The organism is Ruegeria sp. HKCCD6604 (assembly GCF_013110635.1).
Classification (GTDB): Bacteria; Pseudomonadota; Alphaproteobacteria; order Rhodobacterales; family Rhodobacteraceae; genus Ruegeria.
In genome coordinates this window covers 163,126-185,402 of sequence record NZ_WVQW01000003.1, presented here as the reverse complement: position 1 = coordinate 185,402, position 22,277 = coordinate 163,126, and the positions used below count along the sequence as shown (strand labels likewise).

The window sequence follows — 22,277 nt, the reverse complement described above, 5'->3', positions numbered from 1 at the left end:
ATGGACGAAAAAGACAGACAGATCATTCGGGCGCTGCAAAAGGACGGGCGCATGACGAACCAGGACCTTGCCGACGAGGTGAACCTGTCTCCGTCGCCGTGTCTGCGCCGGGTCAAGAACCTCGAAGCTCGCGGAATCATCAAGGGTTACAGCGCGGATGTGGACGCCGCCGCATACGGCATAGGCATTACTGTTTTTGTGCGGATCCGATTGGAGCGGCACAATGAAACGGACGTTCAGAATTTCGAAAAACGCGTTCGGATGATCGACGAAGTTCTTGAATGCCACGTGCTAACCGGGGCGATGGACTATCAGTTGCGGGTGTTGGTATCGGATCTCGAGGCATATGAAGAATTCATTCGAAACAGAATTCACCCAATCGGTGGGATTGCTTCGATCGACACCAGCTTTGTTTATGGAACGGTAAAGAAGACCGCCGTTTTTCCACCCTGATGGAACGCGCCCGGCCAATCTGCAAACTCAGGTTGAGGTGCATGTTCAACGGGCGCTGGGATGAGGAGTCACAGCCAATAGATGTCGATGGCGACGCGGACGAGAAGACCTTTGAGCCTCGGTCGCACAGGGTTGCGACGCGCCACCAGCCGTTGATCCTGTCGAACATGATCTAGGCGCGATTGCGCCGCTTGGCGTGCTTTGCAGGCAACCAGCACTGTTTGCGACCCTGGTTTCTGGCACGTATCCCGAAGATCAGACATGTTCACCGCTCGTTTTTTTCGAACCGTGAACACGCTGACCTGCCAAGTTCAATGGGTTCCGGGCCTAGTATGCGACCATCGTCAAAAGCTCATATTCCGCAACCATTTCATCATCCTGCTGGGTCAGGGTGACATGCCAGCGGACTTCGCCGTAATCCTCGTTCCGTTTGGTCTTGGCCTTGACCGTCAACCGCACCTTGATGGTATCACCCGCCTCGACGGGCTTCATGAATCGCAACCCGTCAAGACCGGTGTTTGCCAGAACTGGTCCTTCGTTCGGTTCAACAAACAATCCGGCTGCAAATGACAAAAGCAGATACCCATGGGCCACACGGCCCGGGAAGAACGGGTTCCGTTCGGCCGCAGCCTGATCCATATGCGCATAGAACGTATCGCCGGTGAAATTGGCAAAGTGTTCGATGTCTTCCATCGTGATTGTACGGGGCGCCGTGTGGAGGGTCTCGCCAATCGCCAACTCGTGAAACCGGCGCGTGAACGGATGGGCTGGCCCTTCGACCTCGGTCGCGCCGGGAACCCATTTGTTCCCGATCGCGGTCAGCAGATCAGGCGATCCCTGAATGGCTGTCCTCTGCATGTAATGCTTCACGCCACGCACACCGCCCATCTCCTCGCCGCCGCCAGCGCGTCCAGGTCCGCCGTGAACCATATGCGGCAGAGGAGAGCCGTGGCCGGTAGATTCCTTCATCGAGTCGCGATTGTTGAAATACAGCCGCCCGTGATAGGCCCCGGCCCCCAGGGCAACGTGCCGTGCCACATCCGCGTCACGGGTTATGACCGATGCCACCAGCGACCCCTGCCCGCGATTTGCCAGTTCGATCGCATGGTCAAGATCGCGATACCCCATCACCGTGCTGACCGGGCCAAAAGCCTCGGTGTCATGGACGCGTCGGGCCGCATCCGGATTGGCACAGTGGTACAACATCGGCGGCAGGAACGAGCCTTTCTCGGCATCCGCCCCATCAACCTGAAAATCGTCAGGGTTGCCGAAAACGCGCTCGGCTTCCTGCCCAATGATTGCCGCCTTTTCCAGAACATCGCGTTTCTGACCGTTCGAGACCAGCGCGCCCATGCGTGTGGTTTCCAGCCTTGGGTCGCCGATAACCGTTTTTGCCAACCGCGCGGACAGGGCTTCGATCACCGCCTGCACCTGAGGCTCTGGGGCAATGATCCGGCGGATCGCCGTACATTTCTGCCCGGCCTTCGTGGTCATCTCGCGCTGGACTTCTTTGACGAAAAGATCGAATTCCGGCGTTCCAGGCTCGGCATCAGGGCCCAGGATGGAGCAGTTCAGACTGTCCTGCTCGGCCACGAAACGAACAGAATTCTCCAGAATCACCGGGTTGGAACGCAGTTTCGACGCCGTTTCCGCAGATCCGGTGAAACTGACCACGTCCTGCATGGTCAGACGGTCCAGCATATCGCCCAGACCACCCGAAACCAGCTGCAACGCGCCAGCAGGCAAAATGCCGGAGTCCAACATCAGCCGGACGCATAGTTCGGTGACGTAGCACGAGTTCGTTGCTGGCTTTACGATGGCCGGAACGCCTGCCAGAAGGGTTGGAGCCAGCTTTTCCAGCATCCCCCAGACAGGAAAGTTGAACGCGTTGATGTGAACCGCCACCCCATGCAACGGGGTGCAGATATGCTGCCCCAGAAAGGTGCCGTTGCGCGACAACTGCTCGACCTCACCGTCCAGATAGACATGTCCATCCGGCATCTCGCGTCGACCTTTCGAAGCGAAGACAAACATCGTGCCGATACCACCGTCTATGTCGATCAAGTGGTCGGACTGGGTCGCACCTGTGCTGAAAGACAAGTCATACATTGCCTGCTTGTGCTGACCCAAATGAATGGACAACGCCTTGAGCATCTTGGCCCGCTGGTGGAACGTCATCTGCCGCAGCGCCGGCCCGCCGACATTGCGCGCATAGTCCAGCATCCCCTGCACATCCAACGCGCTGTTGCCGGCCGTGGCGATCACCTCGCCGGTGACCGCGCTTTTTATGTTGCGGGCACCCGCACCGGGCGAAACCCATTCACCGGCCGCGAAGCTGGAAATCTGTTGGATTGTCATGAGCGTCTCCTCATTTGTTGTGTGAACTTCGCGCGGCCATATGCCCGTCTCACGAAATCATAATATAAACCGATCGGTCGGTCAATAAATTGGCGAATTGGCAACCCAAACCGAACATCTCAGACTTGAGCTGGCAGTCGCGCGAAACCCCGAAACCGGATGCGCCCGCCCCGTTCGGCGCCGTCAGTGATGCGATAGGTCGGGAATCGCGCAAGAAACCGTCCGACGGCCACGCGACCCTCCATACGCGCCAGGGTCAGGCCGACGCAGGTATGGGGACCTCCGGCAAACGCGTGATGCTTGTTGGGACGTCGATCCAATACAACCTCATCAGGTTGTGCAAACTGCCGCGGATCGCGATTGGCCGCGCCGATACACAGGTGAATGTCCGTACCTGCCGGAATGGTCTGACCGTGGAACATTACATCTTCGGTGGTCAGACGATTGCCAAACTGATTTGGGCTTTCCAGCCGCAGAAACTCGTCCACTGCCGTGTTGATCAGATCCGGATTGGCCAGAAGCTCGGCCCGTTTGTCGCGGTGCCGTTCCAACAGTTCCAATGCGTTGCCGATCAGGTTGGTGGTGGTCTCGTGCCCTGCATTCAGAATGAAGATGCAGTTCTGGTACAGCTCGACCTCGGTCAAGCCACCATCGGTGTCATCCTGCATCAAACGTGTCAGGACATCCGTCGCAGGATCTCCGGGATTGGCCCGGCGATCTTCTATGACATGCCGAAGATAGTCCTTGAAATCATATACCGACCGGTTGCCCCACTCTTCCTGCTCGGGCGTCAATTGAGGTTCCAAAGCGCCCAGAATAGCCAAAGACCAATCCCGCAAAGGGCCACGTTCCGATCTGGGAATGCCAAGCAGGTTGCCGATGATCTCGATCGGGATGGCACCGGCGAAATCCTCGATCAACTCTACCGAGCCCTTGGCCTGCATCTCGTCCAGCAGCCCATCGACAAGTTGAATCAGGCCCGGTTCCATCTGCGCCAGCGCCCGTGGGTTCATCGCACCGACCATGACCTTGCGGACGCGGGTATGCAGAGGCGGATCATTGAACACAAGGCTGGTGGTATGGTGTTCGTACAGCGGGCTGTCGATACCGTATTTGGGGCCGAAAACCGCCTTTTTATCCGATATGAAACGCTCGGTATCCCGGTACACCAGATCCAGGTCGTCATACCGCGACAGGACCACCGAACCATCGGGCTGCCAGCAGACGGGCGTGTCTTCGCGCAACGCGGCGTAGGTTGGATAGGGATCCGTATGAAACCCGTCCGGAAGCGCAGTCAAAGAGAACATCAGTGACCCATCGCTCCCATTTGTTCGGGAAGGACCAGAACCAGCCAAGGCACCAGAACGATTAGAGCCAGACGGAAGATGTCTGCCACCCAGAACGGTGTGACCCCCTTGAAGATTGTTCCGGTCGATACGTCCCCGACCACGCCTTTCAGAATGAACACGTTCAGACCCACGGGCGGCGTGATCAAACTGATCTCGGTCACGACGACGACAACGATGCCGAACCAGATCGGATCATATCCCAATGACGTGACCAGTGGGAAAAAGATCGGAACCGTCAGCAACAGCATCGACAGCGATTCAAAGACGCATCCCAGAATGATGTAGATCCCGAGGATCATCAGGATCACGACGAAGGGCTCCACCTCATATGCGGTGACCAAGGCGATCAACGCTTCGGGCAGACCGGCCAGGTTGATGAAGTTCGAAAAGATCTGCGCGCCGATCAGAACCGAGAACAGCGCCGCGGCGGTGAAACTGGTTTCCTTCAGCACTTCAAAGGTCGACCCAAGGGTCAGCCCGCCGCGCGACAATGCGATCAGGAATGCCCCCATGGCGCCCATACCGGCGGCTTCGGTCGGGCTGAAGGTCAGGTTCAGAGGATAGAAATCGAACGCTCCGTACAAGCCGCCGATCACCAGGAAGAACAAAAGCAACACCGCCCAGACCGAGCGCAGGGCCGACAGGCGTTCGCCCCAGCCGTGGCGTTCACCGGCGGGGCCGGCCTCGGGCCTGCGCCAAACGGTCCAGCGCACCGCGAACAGATAGAAGAGGATGCCAAGTACACCGGGGATGATGCCCGCAACGAAGAGTTTGCCGATCGATGTTTCGGTCAGCAGGCCGTAGATCACCAAAATGACCGACGGTGGGATCAGGATACCCAGCGTGCCCCCCGCTGCAATCGACGCGGTCGACAGCTCATCCGAGTAGCGGTACCGGCGCATCTCGGGCATCGCGACTTTGGACATGGTCGCAGCCGTTGCCAGCGAGGAACCGCAAATGGCCGAAAAGCCGCCGCACGCGGCAACCGTCGCCATGGCGATACCACCTCGGAAGTGGCCCAGGAAGGCGTTTGAAACCGCGTATAACTCGCGCGCGAGCCCGCCCTTGTTCACGAACAGGCCCATGAGGATGAACAGTGGAACGACCGAAAGGCCATAGTCCTGTGCCGTGTCCGTAATCTGGCGACCCACCATCGACATGGCGGCCTTCAGCCCGCGCTCGGACAGAATGCTGCCACCGCGTTCATATGCGAACCCAAGCGTCCCCACGAGGCCCATCGCAAACACGATGGGCAAACGTACCAACACAAGAACCAAGACAAGGGCGAAACCGATCAGTGCGGCAGTCATCAGGCGTGCTCCGACAAGGTTTGGGGGGCAAAAATGTGCAAAAGACCGGTGATGACCATCGCAACGGCCGTTATTGCGGTGAAGGCGGCGATGAACCAGCCGACATAGAAGACAGGGATCGACAGGTATTCGGTGACATCCCCGTAATCCCTTGCACGTTCAGCCAGAACCCAAACGCGCTGAATCGGCCAGATCAGCATGATGCCGGACACCAGATAGACAATTGCATCGCGCGCCCTGCTCAGCCGCAGGCGGGAAAAAATTCCATCGGTCAGATCAACGGCGATTTGCCCTTTCCCGGCCGAAATCATCGGCAGAACCGAGAACACAAGGATCGCCATCAGAATCCGCGTCAGTTCGGTTGCCGCCTCGATCGGAGCATTGAAGACTGAGCGCAGGATGACGTCAAAAAAGGTCATCACCATCAGGATGAACAGCGCCACACAGGCCAGCACCGTCGGAATGATACTGACGCGACGCGCGAAGGTCACGATAGATTGCATGATTGGCCCCCAACGGGTGTAGATGGCTGGCGGTTCAACCCCGCCAGCCGGGCTGCGTTACTGGGCAGCCATTTCGTTAACGATCATGTCATAAGCGGCTTGCGCATCGACGCCCGTGCCATTGACCTCTTCGATGACCTTGGCGCGCACATCGGCAGCAATCGCATTGAACTTTTCCAGATCTTCGGCAGAGGCTGCATTGATCGCGTTGCCCTCGGTCTGCTCGGTCGCCTCACGGCCGATCGCGTCGATCTCATCCCAGATTTTACCGATTTCGCGGCTCAGCGGTTCGCCGAAGACCTTTTCTTCCAAAGCGGCCTGCACATCGGCGGGAAGATCCGCAAAAGTGTCTTCGTTCATGATGAACGCAAATGACCCGCGATACAGGCCACCCGGAACTTCATATACGTTTTGCGCCACTTCCGTCAGTTTGAAACCCTTGCGGGATTCAAATGGCATGACCACGCCATCAGCAGCTTTCGACGCGAGTGTCTCGTATACTTTCGGCGCGGGAACCTGGATTCCGGTTGCGCCCAGCGCGGTGCCTACATCTCCGCCGACACCACCCGGGATACGGACTTTGAGGCCCGATACCTCGTCGAGCTTGTTCACCGGGCTGCTGGAATGAAGCTGTGCCGGGCCATGGGTGTGCAGGGCGATCACTTTCACACCGCGATGTTCGTCCGCTGCCTTGAGATATTTGTCGTATGTACGCCAATACGCGACCGAGGCCGCTTCGGCCGAGCCCTCATATCCGGGCAGCTCAATCATCTTGGTGGTGACGAAACGACCGGGCTGGTATCCGTGGAAGATGATCGACGCATCCGCCGCGCCATCCATGATAAGATCCATCTGCGCCGGCGGCGGGGCAATTCCCAGCTTCAGTTCAGCAGTGACTTTGCCGTCGGTGGCTTCTTCGACCATTTCCACGAATTTCGGCCACATCTTCGCGTTGATGCCGTGGGTCGGCGGTGCCCAGCTGGAAATCGTCAGCGTATAATCCGCCGCCAGCGCCACTGTGCCCGAAACGGCCAGTGCGGCCGAGGCCAAAAGAGTGCTCAACTTGGTGAACTTCATGGTTTTGTCTCCTCCCTGTGAAACATGACTCGAGAATGCGTTAATGGTCACTTTTGTAACCATCAACATGTTAATTGTTTTCCAATTGGCCCGCGAGGCGCCACGAACCGGGGCTTTCTTTCGCTACGGTTAGCATATTTGCGGCGCACCGGCTGATGCCGATTTCGTTGCAATAGTTCATCGGTCCTCCTCTCCAGCGGGGAAAGCCGTATCCATGGATTTGAACCATATCGACAGCTTCGGCGTTTTCCGCGATCCCCTCTTCAATGATCAAAGCGCCCTCGTTGGCCAAGACCGCCAGCAACCGAGAACAGATTTCCTCGTCCGAAAAATCCCTGCGGGTGATGCCCTGCTGGTCGGAATAAGCTTCGATCAATGCCTCAACTTCGGGATCCCGAACCGGATCGCGACTGCCCTCTTCGTAACGGTACCACCCTTTGCCGACACGCTGGCCGAAACGCTCGTGCTGACAAAGCTGGTCCGCGATGGTGACATAACGTTCGTTCGGGTCGCGGTTGGCGGCATTGCGTTTGCGGTTCGCCCAGGCGATTTGAAGACCGGTCAGATCCTGAAGCTCGTACGGCCCCATGGGCATCCCGAACGCCCGCATTGCACGGTCCACCTGATAGGGAAGCGCCCCATCTGCCAGCAGATAATCGGCCGCGCGCCGATAGGCGGCCAACATGCGGTTGCCAATGAACCCATCGCAGATACCCGACAGCACCGAAACCTTGCGAAGCTTTTTACCAAGCGCGACCGCGGTTGCGACAACTTCAGCAGACGTTTGCGGAGCTACCACGACCTCGAGCAATTTCATGACATGGGCCGGGCTGAAGAAATGCAGCCCGATGCATCGGGCCTGATTGCCGACGCCCGCGAAAATCTCGCGCGGGTCCAGGTAGGATGTGTTCGTTGCCAAAATCGCATCGCTGCTCATATGTCTGGCCAGCTCGTCAAATACCTGCTGCTTGACGGACAGGTCTTCAAAGACGGCCTCGATCGCCAGTTCGGCATCCGCAGCGTCTGCATAACTGTTCACCGCACGAAACGCAGCAAGGCGATCCCGAAGCTGCGCCTCGGACATCTTGCCTCTCTTGACCGCGCCTTGCAGCAGACCCTCGACCCGATTGCGCGCTGCGGCCGCGGCGTCGGCGTCTCGCTCGATCAACGTCACGGACAGCCCGCCGTTCAGGGCCGCAGTTGCGATCCCTGCCCCCATCAACCCACCTCCGACAACGGCGATCCGTGTTATGTCACGGGCGGCCACACCTTTGATCAAAGAAGGTTTGGACACGGCCCGTTCAGCAAAAAACGCGTAGCGCAAAGCGCGGCTTTCCGGGCTTTGGCGCAACTCCAGATGGCGCGCGCGCTCTTTCGGTTGTGCGGTGGCAAATGGCTCAACCGACCAACCAAGCGCCGTCAGGTTTTCCAATGGCGATTTCTGACCCTTGGCGCGTTTTTTCAAAGCCTCGCGGCTCGCCTCCAACAGATCCGGCGCAAATTCCGCCACAGCACGCTGGCTGACAGGTATTGGGCGTTCGGGCAGGTCGGCAACCAATTCCAGAGCAGCAGCCTTGGGGTCTTCGGCGACGCGGTCGACGCCGCCAAGCTCGGCCAGTGTCTCTGCCTTGAGAATTTTGCCCGAACAGGCCACGTCAATTGCAGCCTGCATCCCGACCAGACGCGGCAATCGTTGTGTGCCCCCTGCCCCGGGGATCAAACCCACATTGACTTCCGGCAGGCCAAATCCCGTTCCCGGCGCCGCGATCCGCCATGCACAGGCCATAGCGATTTCGAACCCGCCACCCAGCACGTTGCCATGCATGCAGGCAATGAACGGAACCTCGCTGTCTTCGATTTTCTGAACAACGTCGGGCAAGTGCGGCTCGACCGGCGGCGCATCGAATTCGGACATGTCGCCGCCTGCGACAAAAGTTTTTCCGGCGCAACACAGCACCGCCACACGCGCGCCCTTGACCGCATCAACCGCGTCAGACAGCCCTTGCCGAACACCTGTCGACGTCGCGTTTACTGGCGGGTTGTCAATGGTGACCCACGCCACGTTGCCCTCAAATTCAACGCTCACCAGCGACGACTGCGACATTTGCAATCCCTTTGATCGGTTCAGATTCGGTTCGGGTTTATATATTGACCAACCGTTCGGTTAATGCAATGATTAAGTTGAAACGAGACCAGATGAGACAGTCATGAGCGATACGATTCTTGTACAAGACAACGGGAACTGGGCCGAAATCACCCTGAACCGCCCGGACAAGCTGAACTCGTTCAATGAAGAAATGCACCTGGCGCTTCAGGATGCGCTGAAAGCCGCGCGCGACGGCGGGGCCCGCGCGATATTGCTGACCGGTGCCGGACGAGGCTTTTGTGCCGGTCAGGACCTCGGCGATCGCGACCCATCGAAAATGGATGGCCCGCCGGATCTAAGCAAAACGGTACGCAGATTCTATGCCCCTCTTGTCCGGTTGATCCGGTCGATGAATATCCCGGTGATCTGCGCCGTGAACGGAGTGGCCGCCGGGGCGGGTGCAAATCTGGCGCTGGCCTGTGATATGGTTCTGGCCGCGGAAAGTGCGAAATTCATTCAGAGCTTTTCCAAGGTGGGCCTGATTCCCGACACGGGCGGCAGTTGGCACTTGCCGCGCCTGTTGGGCGAGGCGCGCGCCAAGGGGCTGGCCCTGACAGCCCAACCCCTTCCGGCCAAGCAAGCCGAAGATTGGGGGCTGATCTGGAAGGCGGTGGCCGATGATCAATTGATGACCGAAGCGCGCGCACTTGCCGCGCAATTGGCAAACGGCCCCACCCTCGGGCTCGGGCTGACAAAACAGTGCATTCAAACGGCTGCCACCACGTCCCTCTCGGATCAGCTCGAGATCGAAGCAGACGCAATGAAGACCTGCGGGGAAAGCGCGGATTACGCCGAAGGCGTATCCAGTTTTCTTGAAAAGCGGGCACCGAATTTCCAGGGACGCTGATGATGACGCCCAAAGAACGTGCCACGAAATCCGCTGAAGCGATGTGGGCAAATGACCAAGCCAGCAAATGGTTCGGGATGGATCTGGTCGAAGTCGACGAAGGCCGTGCAGTTCTGACCCTGACAGTCGGGGACCATCACTGCAACGGGCACGGCATTTGCCACGGGGGCGTCACTCATGCTCTGGCCGACAGCGCCTTTGCCTTCGCCTGCAACAGCCGTAACGTGGCAACCGTCGGCCAGCATACGATGATGAGCTACCTCGCGCCCGGAAAAAAAGGGGACCATCTGACCGCAATCGCGTCAGAGGTTGCCGTCACCGGCCGCAGTGGCATCTATGACGTGCGCGTCACCAACCAAGACAACACCCTGATCGCCGAATTTCGCGGAATGTCCCGCGCGGTCGGCGGGCAGAATTTTCAGGAATAGCTTCGCGACTGGAGGAGTGACGCGATGGAAGACCTTTCCCCAAACAAAGCGGATCTGGACCCGATCGAGATCGCCTCGATCGACGAAATCCGCGCGACGCAACTTGAACGCCTCAAATGGTCCGTTCGCCACGCCTATGAGAACGTTCCGATGTATAAGCAACGGTTTGACGAAACCGGTGTGCATCCTGACGATCTTCAGCAGCTTTCGGATCTGGCGAAGTTTCCGTTCACGTACAAGAATGATCTGCGTGACAACTATCCGTTCGGCCTGTTCGCCGTTCCACGCAGCCAGATCATTCGCCTGCACGCCTCGTCCGGTACGACGGGCAAGCCGACGGTGGTGGGCTACACGAAAAACGACATCGACAATTGGGCGGATCTGGGCGCAAGGTCCCTGCGCGCATCGGGGTTGCGCAAGGGGGACATGGTGCACAATGCCTATGGTTACGGGTTGTTCACCGGCGGTCTTGGCGCACATTACGGGATCGAGCGGCTTGGCGCGACCGTCGTCCCCATGTCCGGCGGGCAAACCGAAAAGCAAGTCAACCTGATCAACGATTTCCGCCCCGACGGGATCATGGTTACGCCTTCCTATATGCTCAATATCCTTGAACAGTTCCACAAGGCGGGGCTCGACCCGCGTGAAAGCTCGCTGAAGGTTGGCGTGTTCGGTGCCGAGCCCTGGACAGACGCCATGCGCGCCGAAGTCGAGGATGCGTTTGATATGCATGCGGTCGACATCTATGGCCTGTCCGAAATCATGGGGCCCGGGGTGGCCAATGAATGCGTGGAAACCAAGGATGGCCCGGTGATCTGGGAAGATCACTTCCTGCCTGAAATCATTGATCCCGCGACCGGAGAGGTCCTGCCCGATGGCGAAACTGGCGAGTTGGTGTTCACGACCCTGACCAAGGAAGGTTTGCCGATGATCCGCTATCGCACGCGCGATCTTACCTGCCTGTTGCCGGGGACAGCACGGTCCATGCGCCGGATGGCCAAGATCACCGGTCGCAGCGACGACATGATGATCCTGCGCGGCGTCAACGTCTTTCCCAGCCAGATCGAAGAACAGGTCATGGCGACGGGGGGCCTTGCCCCTTATTATCAGATCGAGCTGTACAAATCCGGCCGCATGGACGCCATGCGGGTTTATGTTGAATCGTCCCCGGATTCCACCGACGAACTATCCAAGACGGCCGCGGCACGGATGCTGACCAAGCGGATCAAGGACGTCGTTGGCGTCTCAACGGAAATTGTTGTAGGTGACCCCGGCGACGTCGAACGCTCTCAGGGCAAGGCGAAGCGCGTCGTCGACAATCGCGATAAGGAATAAGCCGTGGCCCGTACAATCGCCAAAGATCACGACCAGAAGCGGAAGCAAATCCTGAAAACGGCCGCCAAAGTGTTCGCCGACCAAGGGTTTGATCGCGCCTCGATGACCCTGTTGGCAAAAGAGTGCGGGATTTCCAAGGCAAACATCTACCACTATTACGACAGCAAGGATGCCATCTTGTATGACATCCTTGAAACCTACCTGCGCGAGCTTCGCGACCGTATCTGCAATGTGGATCTGAACGGTCTTACGTCTGAACATAAGCTGCGGAAAGCGGTGCGCGAAATCCTGTTTGCCTACCAAGGCGCAGATGACGAACACCGGGTGCAGATCAGCGGCATGAGCGCCTTGACCGAGGAACAGCAGAAACTTCTGCGCGGGTATCAGCTGGAATTGGTGAATTTTGTGCGCGACATCCTGAAAGAGCTGGCCCCGACAGCCTTCAACGATGACAAGGACAAGCTGCGCGGCACCACGATGTCAGTTTTTGGGATGCTGAACTGGTATTACATGTGGAACAGCGGAGCAGGGCCCAAGGCCCGCGAAGACTATGCCGATCTGGTCAGCACTCTGACCGTCCATGGTATCCAGAAGCTCTAGCTCAGGCCTTTTGGGCAAACCCGTTCCAAATCCAACACAGGGGTGCCTGCCTTTGACCCGTTGCCACAATAGCAGGTTCAGGGCCGCAACGTGTTTTCCTCATCCTGACCAATCAATACGGAACTCTTCCCGAAACGCAAAACGCGCCAGATGAGCCTCGATGACCTGTTGCCATCGGGCCAGATCACCGCGCGCCCGGGTGGCGGCGATTACGGTCAGGCTGGTGTCGCCCGCCGAAAGGGTGACGCGGTTCCCGTCCGGAAAGCTCACGCTGCCTTGTGTTTCATCGAGTGTTACCTGAGCCTTGTGCGACCAGTGTTTGCAAAGCTGTTGCAGGTATTTCGACGCCGCGCCTGTCTGCGCGATTCCCGAAGCCACCTGATCGGGCAGCAGGCTGAGCCCATCAGCGGCAGCGGCCCGGATTGCCTTGGCGAACAAAGTCACATCGATGTCCGTGGCCACGAATGTTGCCCCCAGATCCAGGCATTTTCGCTGCATGACCGGGTCCAGCGACAATATCCCTGCCGGCTTGCCTGCCGCAACGATGCGCCGGATCGCATCAAGAACGGCCTCGATCACGTCCGGGTGCCCGGCATCGCCGATATGGCCCATATCTGCGGCCAGATCCGACGGGCCGACGAACACCCCATCGACGTCGGTCGCCAGGATGTCGTCCAGCGCCTCCAGCCCAAGCCTGTTTTCGACCTGCACCAAAAGACAGATCTGCTCGTCCGCCGTTTTCAGATAATCCGGGATAGCCGCAAAACGCGAGGCCCGCGCCAAAGCGGAACCTACGCCCCGAACGCCACGGGGTGGATACTGCACGGCCCGCACCAGTTCGCGCGCCTGATCGCCGCTTTCGACCATCGGCACCAGAATGTTCTGCACACCGGCATCAAGATATTGCTTGATCATCCAGGTCTCGCCAATCGGCAGGCGTGCGACAGGGGTACTGCCAGATCCTTCAATCACCCTCACCTGCTCGAGGATCGAGCGCAGATCGTTTGGCGCATGCTCTCCGTCGACCAGCAGCCAGTCAAACTGCGCGGTTGCGGCGATCTCGGCGGTGTAGGCATTGGCCAAGCCGATCCAGCACCCGATCAAAGGGGTTCCCGACGTCAGCGCGGCCTTGAACGAATTGATTGGCGCAGGCATTGGCGCTCCTTTCAGGCGAAATTGATATCAACTGAGCCAAACGGTCCGAAATCCGCGTGGATTTCTGTTCCCGGGGGGCATTCGACCGGGCGGATGAAGCTGCCGGACAGAACAATCTGGCCCGGCGCGATGCTCTGACCGTATTGCGCCATGCGTCGCGCCAGCCAAACGACGCTTTCGACCGGATCGTTCAGCACCCCCGCGCCCAGACCGGTTTCCTCGATCTCGCCATTGCGGAAGGTCAGCGCCCCAACCCATCGCAGATCAAAGGCATCCACCCTGTGGCGATCGTTGCTCAAAACGATACCGGCATTGGCGGCATTGTCACTGATCGTGTCAAACACCGTACGGGCCTTGCCGGTTTCGGGATCCACCCGTTGAATCCGCGTATCCAGAATTTCGATGGACGGCGCGACGTAATCCGTCGCCGCGATGATATCTGCGCGGGACACGTTCCCCCCGCCCATGGCCGATTTCATGACAAAGGCAATTTCGGCCTCGATCCGGGGCTGGATGAAGCGCCCGGCCGGAACGGTGGCACCCTGTGCAAACACCATGTCGTCAAACAGAATTCCACTGTCAGGAATGTCGATGTTCAACGCGTATTGCATGGCTTTCGAAGTCAGGCCGATCTTCCACCCGATCACCTTGCGCCCTTCGGACAGTTTCTGGCGACAGATGGCGTTCTGCACCTCGTAAGCGTCATCCATGCCCATCTCGGGGTGGCGCAGGCTGAGCAGGCCAATCTGTTCATGCGTTCGTTCCGCCTGCAACAGATCAGCGGCCGCGCGAGCATGGTCTTCGGGCGTCATACTTTTTCGTCCTCAACCGTGTTTCGCAGAGTACCGATACCGTCGACCGAGACCTCGACCACATCACCGGGTGCCAGGAATTTCGGCGGATCGAACCGCGCGCCCGCCCCGGTCGGTGTACCGGTCACAATGATATCGCCGGGCTGAAGCGTCATGAAAGTCGAGATATATTCGATCTCGCGCCGGATCGGGAACATCATGCGGTTCAGCGTATCATCCTGCCGCAGCTCGCCATTCACACGGGTTTGAAGACGCGCCTCATCCAGCTGAGCCGCATCCGTGAACGGAACCAGCCACGGGCCGATCGCCCCGGACTTGTCCCAGTTCTTGCCTTGTGTGACATTGAACTTGGCGTGCCGAACCCAGTCGCGAATGGTTCCCTCATTGCACAACGTCAGCGCGGCGATGTGATCATACGCGTCTTCCTGTGGAATGCGGCGGCCCGCCTTGCCAATCACGATGGCAACTTCGCCTTCGTAGTCCAGCGTGTGGTTTTCCGGCGGGCGGATCAGAGGCCGGTCATGGCCGGTAAAGCCACTGGCGAAACGCGGGAACAGGGACATGTATTCGGGCTGCGCGCTGCCATCTTTGTATTCCGCGTTCCGGTCGGGAAAGTTCACCCCGACACAAAGGATACGTCGGGCATCCGGCATCACCATGTCATAGGTAAACTCGGAATGGGTGACCGGTTTGCCCTCGGCGGCTTCCGCCAGTTGATCAAATGCACCGGCCGCGATCACCTCGTAGAGGCTGGCGTGTTCGGGGAATTCCGGATTCAATGCAATTGCACCACCATCGGTGATTGCCCCGAAGAAACGTTCTTCGCCCGAAACGAAAGTTGCAAGCTTCATTTCATGGCCTCCCACACGTCCCGGATCACGTCCGCGGCCATCAACACGTCGTCGCGGGTGGTATCGAACTGCCCGACCTGAAAGCGGATAATCTTGCGGCCGTCGAACATGCCCTGCGTCAGGTAAATCCGGCCGTCGTCATTCAGCGCGTCCACCAGACGCTGCTGCTGAGCATCGTCCCCCGGGCAGCGGAAGGAAAACAGGCTGAGGATCGGGCCGGTTGTGATCTCGAACCCCTCGATCGCACCAATCTTTTCCGCCAGTTCGCCGGCCCATGCCACATGGTTGCGGATGCGTTCGCGCAATCCCTCCAACCCATATGACCGCAACAGGAACCAGATTTTCAACGCCCGGAACCTGCGGCCCAGTGGGATGGTCCACTCTGAGTAATTCGTCACCTCGGCTCCGGTCGTCTTGAGGTATTCCGGTTCGATTTTCAGCGTATCGAGCTGCGGCGTGGCGTCCCTCAGGAACTGGATCGCACAATCGAATTGCGCACCCATCCACTTGTGCGGGTTGAAGACGATGCTGTCATAGCGGTCGGCGCCCTGCCACAGAGCCCTGCGGAATTCGGGGCAGATCATGGCCGAACCCGCCCAGGCGGCGTCGAGATGGGTGTAGAGGTCGTATTTTTGGGCAATATCAGCCACGGCCATCAGATCATCGCAGGCCCCCACACCTGTGCCACCGGTAATTGCAACGATCCCGGCCGGGATATGTCCGGCGGCGACGTCATTCTGAATGGCGGCCTCAAGCGCCGAGGGAACAATCCCGAAATTCGACCCCTGCGTGGGCAACTTGACCAGATTGTCCTGACCGATCCCGGCAACCCAGCATGCCCGGTCAATCGACGAATGCACCTGATCGGAACAATAGATCCGCAACGCCCCCTTGGCGTTCAGGCCTTCCCGATTGCCGGTAAAGCCGGTGGCCCGTTCCCGCATGGTCAGTACCGCCGACAAGGTGGCCGAAGAGGCGCTGTCCTGTATGACGCCGGTCATACCCTCGGGCAATCCAAGGGCCTGCCGCAGCCAGTCGACCATGACGCCCTCGACCTCGGTCGCGGCAGGCGAGGTCTGCCACAACATGCATTGGGCCGCGATGGTCGTCACCAGCATCTCGGCCAACATGGACGGGGGTGCAGCGTTGGCCGGGAAATACGCAAAAAAGCGCGGATGCTGCCAATGGGTAATGCCCGGCATCACGATCCGTTCGAAATCGGCCATGATGGCGTCCATCGGCTCGCCTGTCTCGGGTGGCGTTGCAACAAGCTGTGCCGCGATTTCCCCCGGCGCGGTCTGCGCCCGCACGGGACGTTCAGCAAGTGTCTTGTGATAATCCGCCGCCCATTTCGAGATGTGCTGACCCCAATACGAAAACGTGTCCCAGTTCATCTACTGACTTTCCTTTGTGACGGGATCACCGCCAAATCCTTTTGTTCCGTTGCGTGCGTCACACCGAAAAGCTGACATTGGCCTGACCGGTGCCAGAGCTGCCGAAATACGGGGTGTAAATGTCGATCTCACCCTTGTAGCTTCCCCACCCCAACGCACCAAACAGCAAAGCGGTGTCATTCATGGCGCATTCACCGGTGCATTTTTTTGCATAGTCCGGCAGCATTTCCAGAAACTCTTCAAATCGGCCCTGCTGCCACAGCTCCAGAACGCGCATGTCCATCTGGCGGTTGAACTCGCCATTCACGGCATTCAGCCCGTCGACCGAGCGTTCATTCGGCGTAAAGTCGTGGCTGAGCGAGCCGGACGCCAGAATGGATACATTGCGGTCCGAACGTCGGATACCCTCGGCAATGGCCTCGCCCCAGGCCCGGTTTTCCGCAATCGACGAGAATTGATTGACCGCCACCGGCAAAACCCGGGCATTCACGCCATCATTGATGAAATGCATCGGCAGGAGGGTGCCGTATTCCATGCCCATGTCGGGGTGCGAATGGCCCAGCGCCCGCTCTCCCCGTTCGCGCAGAACGTCAAGGATGGTTTCCCCAAGTTCATGATCGCCGCGATAGTCGAACTCCATATCCGCCAACATATGCGGCAGTTCGTGACTTATGAACCGGCCCTTGTGATGTTCCTTCGTGTTCAGGTGAAACCCTTGATTGGTGATCCAATGGGTGTCGAACACGATGAACGTCTCGACCCCGCGGTCGATCGCGTCCTGACGCAGGCGTGCATATCCATCAATGGCGGATTGCCGGATGCCCTTGTACTTTGGCATCGTGTGGGACATCCAGATGCTGGGTACATGCGTGATCTTTGCGGCCTGTACTATCTTTCCCATGGCAATTCCTCCTCGTGTAATGGGCTTGCCCCAGCCGGGGTCGGCCTACGTGATCTATTTACCCAACTGCATGATCTTGTGCTGACCGGTGGCAAAGCCGATATGTTTCTGTTCCATATAGAATTCAAAGCTCCAGTCGCCGCCATCCCGGCCGATGCCGGACGCCTTGACCCCACCGAACGGCGTGGGCAGGTGACGCACGTTCTCGGAATTCACCCAGATCATTCCAGCCTCCAGCCTGTCTGTAAACCGAAGCGCGCGGGTCAGATCATTGGTCCAGACATAGCCGGTCAGGCCATATGGCGTGTCGTTGGCGATCTCCAGCGCCTCATCCTCGGTCGAGAACGGGATCGAGGTCAGGACAGGGCCAAATATCTCTTCACGCGCAATGCGCATCTGGTTGGTGGCATTGGTGAACAGGGTCGGCCGGACGAAATAGCCCGCATCCCCCACCGTGACGCCGCCAGCGGCGACAGTTGCGCCATCTTCCTTGGCGATGTCGAAATAGCTCGTGACCTTGGTGTAGTGTTCTTCGGTCACCAACGGCCCGATCTCGGTATCGGGGTCCAAGGGGTGGCCCACCTTGATGTTGTTGACGCGCTCAATCAATCTGGCTTCGAAGTCTTCCTTAATCGTGTCCTGCACCAAAAGCCGCGAAGACGAGGTGCAGCGCTCGCCATTGATCGAATAGATCATGAAGATCACGGCATCCAAAGCGCGGTCCAGATCCGCATTATCAAACACGACAACCGGGTTTTTTCCACCCAGTTCCAGATGGTTGCGCTTATGGGTATCTGCGCCTTGCTTGACGATCAGACTGCCGGTACGGCTTTCGCCCACAAAGGCAATGGCCTTGATCAGCGCATGCTCGCACAAAGCCTTGCCAGCGTCGGGGCCAAACCCGTTGACCGTGTTCAGCACACCTTTGGGCAGCCCTGCCTGTTCGGCGATTTCCACCAGAAGGCGGGCCGTCAGAGGGGAATCCTCGGCGGGTTTGTGAACCACCGTGCAACCCGCAGCCAGGGCCGGCGCGATCTTCCAGGTCGACAGCATGAACGGCGTGTTCCATGGGGTGATCACGCCGACCGGGCCAATCGGCACACGGGTCGTCACATTCATCAGCGTCGGAGACTTCAGGTGCTGCCCATCCCGCGCCTTTATCACCTGATCCGCAAAGTACCGGAAGTTCTCTGCCCCGCGCAAAGCTGCCTTTGACATGAAACGCAGGGTCTGCCCCGTGTCCCAGCACTCGCACAGCGCTATTTCCTCGGCGCGCGCTTCTATGGCATCAGCCACATTCAACAAGATGCGACGGCGTTGGGTGGCGGGCATGTCTCGCCATTCGGCAAAGGCTGCGTGGGCGGCCTGGGCCGCCGCGTCGATGTCAACTGCCGTGCCATGGGCAACATCACAGATCACGGATTTATCGACGGGCGAGACCGACTGAAACACTCCGGCGGATCCGTCCCGGTCTTCACCCGCGATACGGTTGCGGATGCCCGTTTCCCGGAACCGGTCCAGAAAGCCGTTCAGCTTTTCGATGTTTGTGTCCAATGCGCTCATGCGTCAAATCTCCTGCGTGGTCGCCGACAGGTGGTCGCGGATCGTACCGGCCTTGGGCGACAGCTTGGGGTCGATGTCACGCATCTCAAGCGAGAGCGCGATGGAATGCTGTGAAAAAACCGGCGCCAGATATGTTTTGACCGCCTCGAATATGCGCTGTGTCGCATCCTCTTTGACATCCGCGGATCGGCCTGCCCGCAGGCGGATCGAGATATCAATGAACCCGTGCGCCGGGTTGCCGTCCGCTATGGCGTAATGATCGACCCGTGTCGCGCGCACACGAATACCGGGCATGGGAAAGGTCTCGATTCCAGCCGCCGTTGACCGAATGCACTCGCACAGGCCATCCATGTCGATCCTGTCTTCAAGATTGCCGGAATATTCGACGTGGAAGTGAGGCATGGTCTCTCCTTTATTAGTTAACATGTTTAGTTTTTAATGCACCCCCTGTCAAGAGATTGCTTTGTTAATCTTTGCAATTCACGGAACGGCGTTCTAGAAGGCCGCATGAACACTCAAAGCCATTCCAAAAGTACGGCCCGGTCCCTTCCGATCGCGTTGCTGCGTGCCCGTGAAACCGTCATGGCTCCGATCCGGGATATGCTGCAAGGCATCCAACTGACCGAGCAGAAATGGCGCATCCTGCGCGTTCTGGACGAGTTGGGCGAAGTGGAGCAAAGCACCATCGCGCACGAGGCGTGCTTGCTGCTGCCCAGCGTGACCCGCATTTTGCGCACGATGGAGGCCGACGGCCAGATCACCCGCCGTCAGGACAGCGACGACAAACGCCGCACCATGGTCAAGATCACCGAAGCAGGCCGCACCATCCTAAGGGAAAACCTAGCCACTTCACTTGCGATCTCCAGCAATATCGAAACGCAGATGGGCAAGGAGAAGCTGGATCAGCTGCTGGACCTGCTCGAGGAGCTGCAAGCCATCAAAGTCTGACCCCGCCAGGTTCCGACGGGGTCGGTTGACCACCTACAAAGTGGCAAGACCGGTATCCAGCGCCGACAGAATTTTGGCCACATCTTCCGAAGTGACGATCAGCGGCGGCGACAGAATGATGTTGTTGCCAGACACACGCACCATCACGCCATCTTCATATGCGGCTTTCTGAACCTGAAGCGGCAGGTGTTTTGCGACAGGCGCCTTGGTCGCCCGGTCCGAAACCAGTTCCAATGCACACATCAGCCCCTCGCCGCCCCGCACGTCCCCGATCGCGTCATGCTTGTCGGCCAGCTTTTGCAAGCCGGCAAACAACTCGTCCCCGCGCGCAGCAGCATTTTCCCAGATCCTCAGCCGGTTGATCTCGGACAGGGCGGCCAAGGCCGCGGCCGCCCCGACCGGATGGCCAGAATAGGTGTACCCCTGATCCACGGATGCCAGGCCCGTGGTGTCACTTTCAAACACCTCTGCGACCGCACCGGAAATCATGGCCGCGCCAAAAGGGAAATACCCGTTGGTGATCGCCTTGGCCGTCGTCATGATGTCGGGCTGAACACCCCAGTGCCGCGCACCGCTCTCGCTGCCGGTACGACCAAAGGCGGTGATGATCTCGTCCGAGATCAGCAGGATGCCGTGTTTCGAACAGACCTCGCGCACCATGGGCATGAAGCTCTTGTGTGGCGGAATCACACCTCCCGCGCCCAGCACCGGCTCCATGATGAAGGCGGCAACAGTGTTTGCACCCTGAAAAGCGATCTCGGCCTCAAGCGCCTTGACGCAAAGCTGCGCCAGACGCTCGGGGTCGGTTTCGTCAAACGGGTTGCGATAGGTCCACGGCGCAGGCACGTGAAAACAGCCGGGCATCATCGGCTCATACACCGCGCGGAATTTCTGGTTGCCGTTGACGGAAGCGGCGGCAAAATGGGTGCCGTGATAACCCTGCTTCAGGCTGATGAACTTGGTGCGCCCTGCTTCACCCCGGACCTTGTGATATTGACGCGCAAGCTTCAGCGCAATTTCGACCGAATCCGACCCGCCCGACGTAAAGAATGAACGGGTCAGCCCGTCGGCCTCGAAGAACTGGGCCAGCTCATAGGACAGCTCGATCGCCTTGTCGTTGCTGGTGCCGCGAAAGGTCGAGTAATAGGGCAACGCGTTCAGCTGATCCGCTATGGCCTGTTTCACCGGTTCACAGGAATAGCCCAGATTGACGTTCCACAACCCCCCCACGGCGTCCAGCGCCGTGTGGCCATCGACATCAGTGATGTTGACCCCTTCACCACCGCTGAGAATGGTCGGTGGGTTCTTCCGGCTGTCGGCAGGGTGCGCCATCGGGTGCCAGAAGTACCGGGCGTTGTTTTCCTTCAGAAAGTTGGAGTCTTTCATGTCGCGGGTCTCCGAGTGTTGAATCCGCCCTGGGTCACGGGTGGAATCCGGTTGGAAAGGAGTCGGGCAACTGGCCGCCAAAACCAGCAGTCAGATCAGCCGAAAGTGAATGCAGCGTGGACAGTATTGCCGGAAGGCGGTCGCTGGTTGCCCGGGTTTCCGGGACAGCTATCGCGATGGTACCCAATGCGACCTGATCGATGCCGAAGATCGGCGCGGCATATCCAAAAACACCTTCTTCGTAACTGCCTCGGCTGTCGGCCCAGCCTGAAACTCTGATCTTTGCGACCCGTTCCTTGATAAGCTTCGGATCAGTAAGCGTGGCTTGTGTAAACCGTGCCTGCACGTGCTGATCCAACTGCTCCAAGAGGTGAGCCGGCCCGAAACTGAGCATGCAAAGACCTGATGCCGTCGCATTGAGCGGAAGCATCTCGCTGGGATCCAGACTGACGCGGACACTGTGCTGCGTTGTTTCCACCACAAGCGCCGTCTGCAACCCCGTTTTCTCAAGCAAAGACAGATGCAGGGATTCACCGACCACCTGCATAGCGGCCTGCATCTTTTGGCGCGCGCCCTCGATGCCGGGCCTGGCGATCTCTCGCAGCGCGGCCAAACGCAAAGCCGCCGGCCCGATCGCATAGGATTTCGTCATCGGATTCTGCTCGATCAACCCGAACTCCTCGAGCGCGCGCAGGTGCCGCAACGCCGTTGCTTTGTTTAGCCCGGACAACCGCGCCAGGTGACTCAGCCCGATCTCAGGGCGGGCATTGGAAAAGTAGTCCAGCATTTTTAGGGCGTTAAGGGCTGTACCCATGTGCGTGTGGTCCTCTTGCTCAGGTAATACTTGACAGAACTAACTTA

Annotated in this window: 21 protein-coding genes; 6 read left to right on the top strand and 15 right to left on the bottom strand. The window is 58.8% G+C overall.

Annotated features, from left to right (window positions below; all coding sequences use genetic code 11):
- Positions 1–453: an Lrp/AsnC family transcriptional regulator gene (locus GS614_RS10910; protein ID WP_171118128.1), complete on the top strand. Its 453-nt coding sequence runs from the start codon at positions 1–3 to the stop codon at positions 451–453.
- 327 nt (positions 454–780) lie between these two features.
- On the opposite strand, the gene paaZ is transcribed toward GS614_RS10910, so the two are convergent.
- From paaZ to GS614_RS10880, 6 genes are all read right to left on the bottom strand, one after another.
- Positions 781–2,811 (bottom strand): phenylacetic acid degradation bifunctional protein PaaZ, encoded by a 2,031-nt coding sequence (gene paaZ, locus GS614_RS10905; protein WP_171726266.1) that lies wholly within the window; start codon positions 2,809–2,811, stop codon positions 781–783.
- A 119-nt stretch (positions 2,812–2,930) separates the two neighbouring features.
- Positions 2,931–4,118 carry a cytochrome P450 gene (locus GS614_RS10900; protein WP_171614653.1) on the bottom strand — a complete coding sequence of 396 codons (1,188 nt, stop codon included), beginning with the start codon at positions 4,116–4,118 and terminating at the stop codon, positions 2,931–2,933.
- Positions 4,118–5,470: a TRAP transporter large permease gene (locus tag GS614_RS10895; protein ID WP_171118134.1), complete on the bottom strand. Its 1,353-nt coding sequence runs from the start codon at positions 5,468–5,470 to the stop codon at positions 4,118–4,120. The genes GS614_RS10900 and GS614_RS10895 overlap by 1 nt, the downstream gene beginning before the upstream one ends.
- On the bottom strand, positions 5,470–5,973 hold the full coding sequence (locus tag GS614_RS10890) for a TRAP transporter small permease (protein WP_152460571.1): 504 nt from the start codon (positions 5,971–5,973) through the stop codon (positions 5,470–5,472). Before GS614_RS10890 ends, GS614_RS10895 begins: the two co-directional genes overlap by 1 nt.
- 57 nt (positions 5,974–6,030) lie before the next feature.
- Entirely contained in the window at positions 6,031–7,050 is a 1,020-nt protein-coding gene (locus GS614_RS10885) for a TRAP transporter substrate-binding protein (RefSeq protein WP_171726265.1), read from the bottom strand.
- Between the two features lie 70 nt (positions 7,051–7,120).
- The gene (locus GS614_RS10880) at positions 7,121–9,154 is read right to left on the bottom strand and encodes an FAD-dependent oxidoreductase (RefSeq protein WP_171726264.1); all 2,034 of its coding nucleotides are present in this window, start codon (positions 9,152–9,154) and stop codon (positions 7,121–7,123) included.
- A gap of 103 nt (positions 9,155–9,257) precedes the next feature.
- Here GS614_RS10880 and paaG point away from each other — a divergent pair, with 103 nt between their 5' ends.
- Genes paaG through GS614_RS10860 form a run of 4 tightly spaced genes read left to right on the top strand, consistent with a single transcriptional unit; the run spans position 9,258 to position 12,406 of the window.
- Positions 9,258–10,043 (top strand): 2-(1,2-epoxy-1,2-dihydrophenyl)acetyl-CoA isomerase PaaG, encoded by a 786-nt coding sequence (gene paaG / locus GS614_RS10875; RefSeq protein WP_152460574.1) that lies wholly within the window; start codon positions 9,258–9,260, stop codon positions 10,041–10,043.
- A 2-nt stretch (positions 10,044–10,045) separates the two neighbouring features.
- Entirely contained in the window at positions 10,046–10,471 is a 426-nt protein-coding gene (gene paaI / locus GS614_RS10870) for a hydroxyphenylacetyl-CoA thioesterase PaaI (protein WP_171170296.1), read from the top strand.
- 24 nt (positions 10,472–10,495) lie between these two features.
- Positions 10,496–11,806, top strand: coding sequence for a phenylacetate--CoA ligase PaaK (gene paaK, locus GS614_RS10865; RefSeq protein ID WP_171118144.1), 1,311 nt, complete (start codon positions 10,496–10,498; stop codon positions 11,804–11,806).
- A gap of 3 nt (positions 11,807–11,809) precedes the next feature.
- Positions 11,810–12,406, top strand: a complete 597-nt coding sequence (locus GS614_RS10860) for a TetR family transcriptional regulator (RefSeq protein ID WP_171726263.1) — start codon at positions 11,810–11,812, stop codon at positions 12,404–12,406.
- 99 nt (positions 12,407–12,505) lie between these two features.
- Here the strand turns inward: GS614_RS10860 and GS614_RS10855 are convergent, their stop codons facing one another.
- The 7 genes from GS614_RS10855 to GS614_RS10825 are packed head-to-tail and all read right to left on the bottom strand — an operon-like array spanning position 12,506 to position 19,484.
- Complete coding sequence (locus tag GS614_RS10855) at positions 12,506–13,561, bottom strand: aldolase/citrate lyase family protein (protein WP_171726262.1); 1,056 nt, start codon at positions 13,559–13,561, stop codon at positions 12,506–12,508.
- An 11-nt stretch (positions 13,562–13,572) separates the two neighbouring features.
- Complete coding sequence (hpaH, locus tag GS614_RS10850; RefSeq protein WP_171726261.1) at positions 13,573–14,373, bottom strand: 2-oxo-hept-4-ene-1,7-dioate hydratase; 801 nt, start codon at positions 14,371–14,373, stop codon at positions 13,573–13,575.
- Positions 14,370–15,224 carry a fumarylacetoacetate hydrolase family protein gene (locus GS614_RS10845; RefSeq protein WP_171726260.1) on the bottom strand — a complete coding sequence of 285 codons (855 nt, stop codon included), beginning with the start codon at positions 15,222–15,224 and terminating at the stop codon, positions 14,370–14,372. Before GS614_RS10845 ends, hpaH begins: the two co-directional genes overlap by 4 nt.
- Entirely contained in the window at positions 15,221–16,618 is a 1,398-nt protein-coding gene (locus GS614_RS10840; protein ID WP_171726259.1) for a pyridoxal-dependent decarboxylase, read from the bottom strand. Before GS614_RS10840 ends, GS614_RS10845 begins: the two co-directional genes overlap by 4 nt.
- A gap of 58 nt (positions 16,619–16,676) precedes the next feature.
- Complete coding sequence (hpaD, locus tag GS614_RS10835; RefSeq protein WP_171118157.1) at positions 16,677–17,519, bottom strand: 3,4-dihydroxyphenylacetate 2,3-dioxygenase; 843 nt, start codon at positions 17,517–17,519, stop codon at positions 16,677–16,679.
- Between the two features lie 54 nt (positions 17,520–17,573).
- The gene (hpaE, locus tag GS614_RS10830; RefSeq protein ID WP_171726258.1) at positions 17,574–19,082 is read right to left on the bottom strand and encodes a 5-carboxymethyl-2-hydroxymuconate semialdehyde dehydrogenase; all 1,509 of its coding nucleotides are present in this window, start codon (positions 19,080–19,082) and stop codon (positions 17,574–17,576) included.
- A gap of 3 nt (positions 19,083–19,085) precedes the next feature.
- The gene (locus tag GS614_RS10825) at positions 19,086–19,484 is read right to left on the bottom strand and encodes a 5-carboxymethyl-2-hydroxymuconate Delta-isomerase (RefSeq protein WP_171726257.1); all 399 of its coding nucleotides are present in this window, start codon (positions 19,482–19,484) and stop codon (positions 19,086–19,088) included.
- 105 nt (positions 19,485–19,589) lie between these two features.
- On the opposite strand from GS614_RS10825, the gene hpaR reads away from it, so the two are divergent.
- Positions 19,590–20,030 carry a homoprotocatechuate degradation operon regulator HpaR gene (gene hpaR / locus GS614_RS10820; RefSeq protein WP_152460584.1) on the top strand — a complete coding sequence of 147 codons (441 nt, stop codon included), beginning with the start codon at positions 19,590–19,592 and terminating at the stop codon, positions 20,028–20,030.
- Positions 20,031–20,063: 33 nt separating this feature from the next.
- Here hpaR and GS614_RS10815 read toward each other — a convergent pair whose 3' ends face one another.
- Both GS614_RS10815 and GS614_RS10810 read right to left on the bottom strand, forming a co-directional pair.
- Positions 20,064–21,416, bottom strand: a complete 1,353-nt coding sequence (locus tag GS614_RS10815; RefSeq protein WP_152460585.1) for an aminotransferase class III-fold pyridoxal phosphate-dependent enzyme — start codon at positions 21,414–21,416, stop codon at positions 20,064–20,066.
- A 34-nt stretch (positions 21,417–21,450) separates the two neighbouring features.
- The gene (locus GS614_RS10810; protein WP_152460586.1) at positions 21,451–22,230 is read right to left on the bottom strand and encodes an IclR family transcriptional regulator; all 780 of its coding nucleotides are present in this window, start codon (positions 22,228–22,230) and stop codon (positions 21,451–21,453) included.
- Positions 22,231–22,277 lie beyond the last annotated feature (47 nt).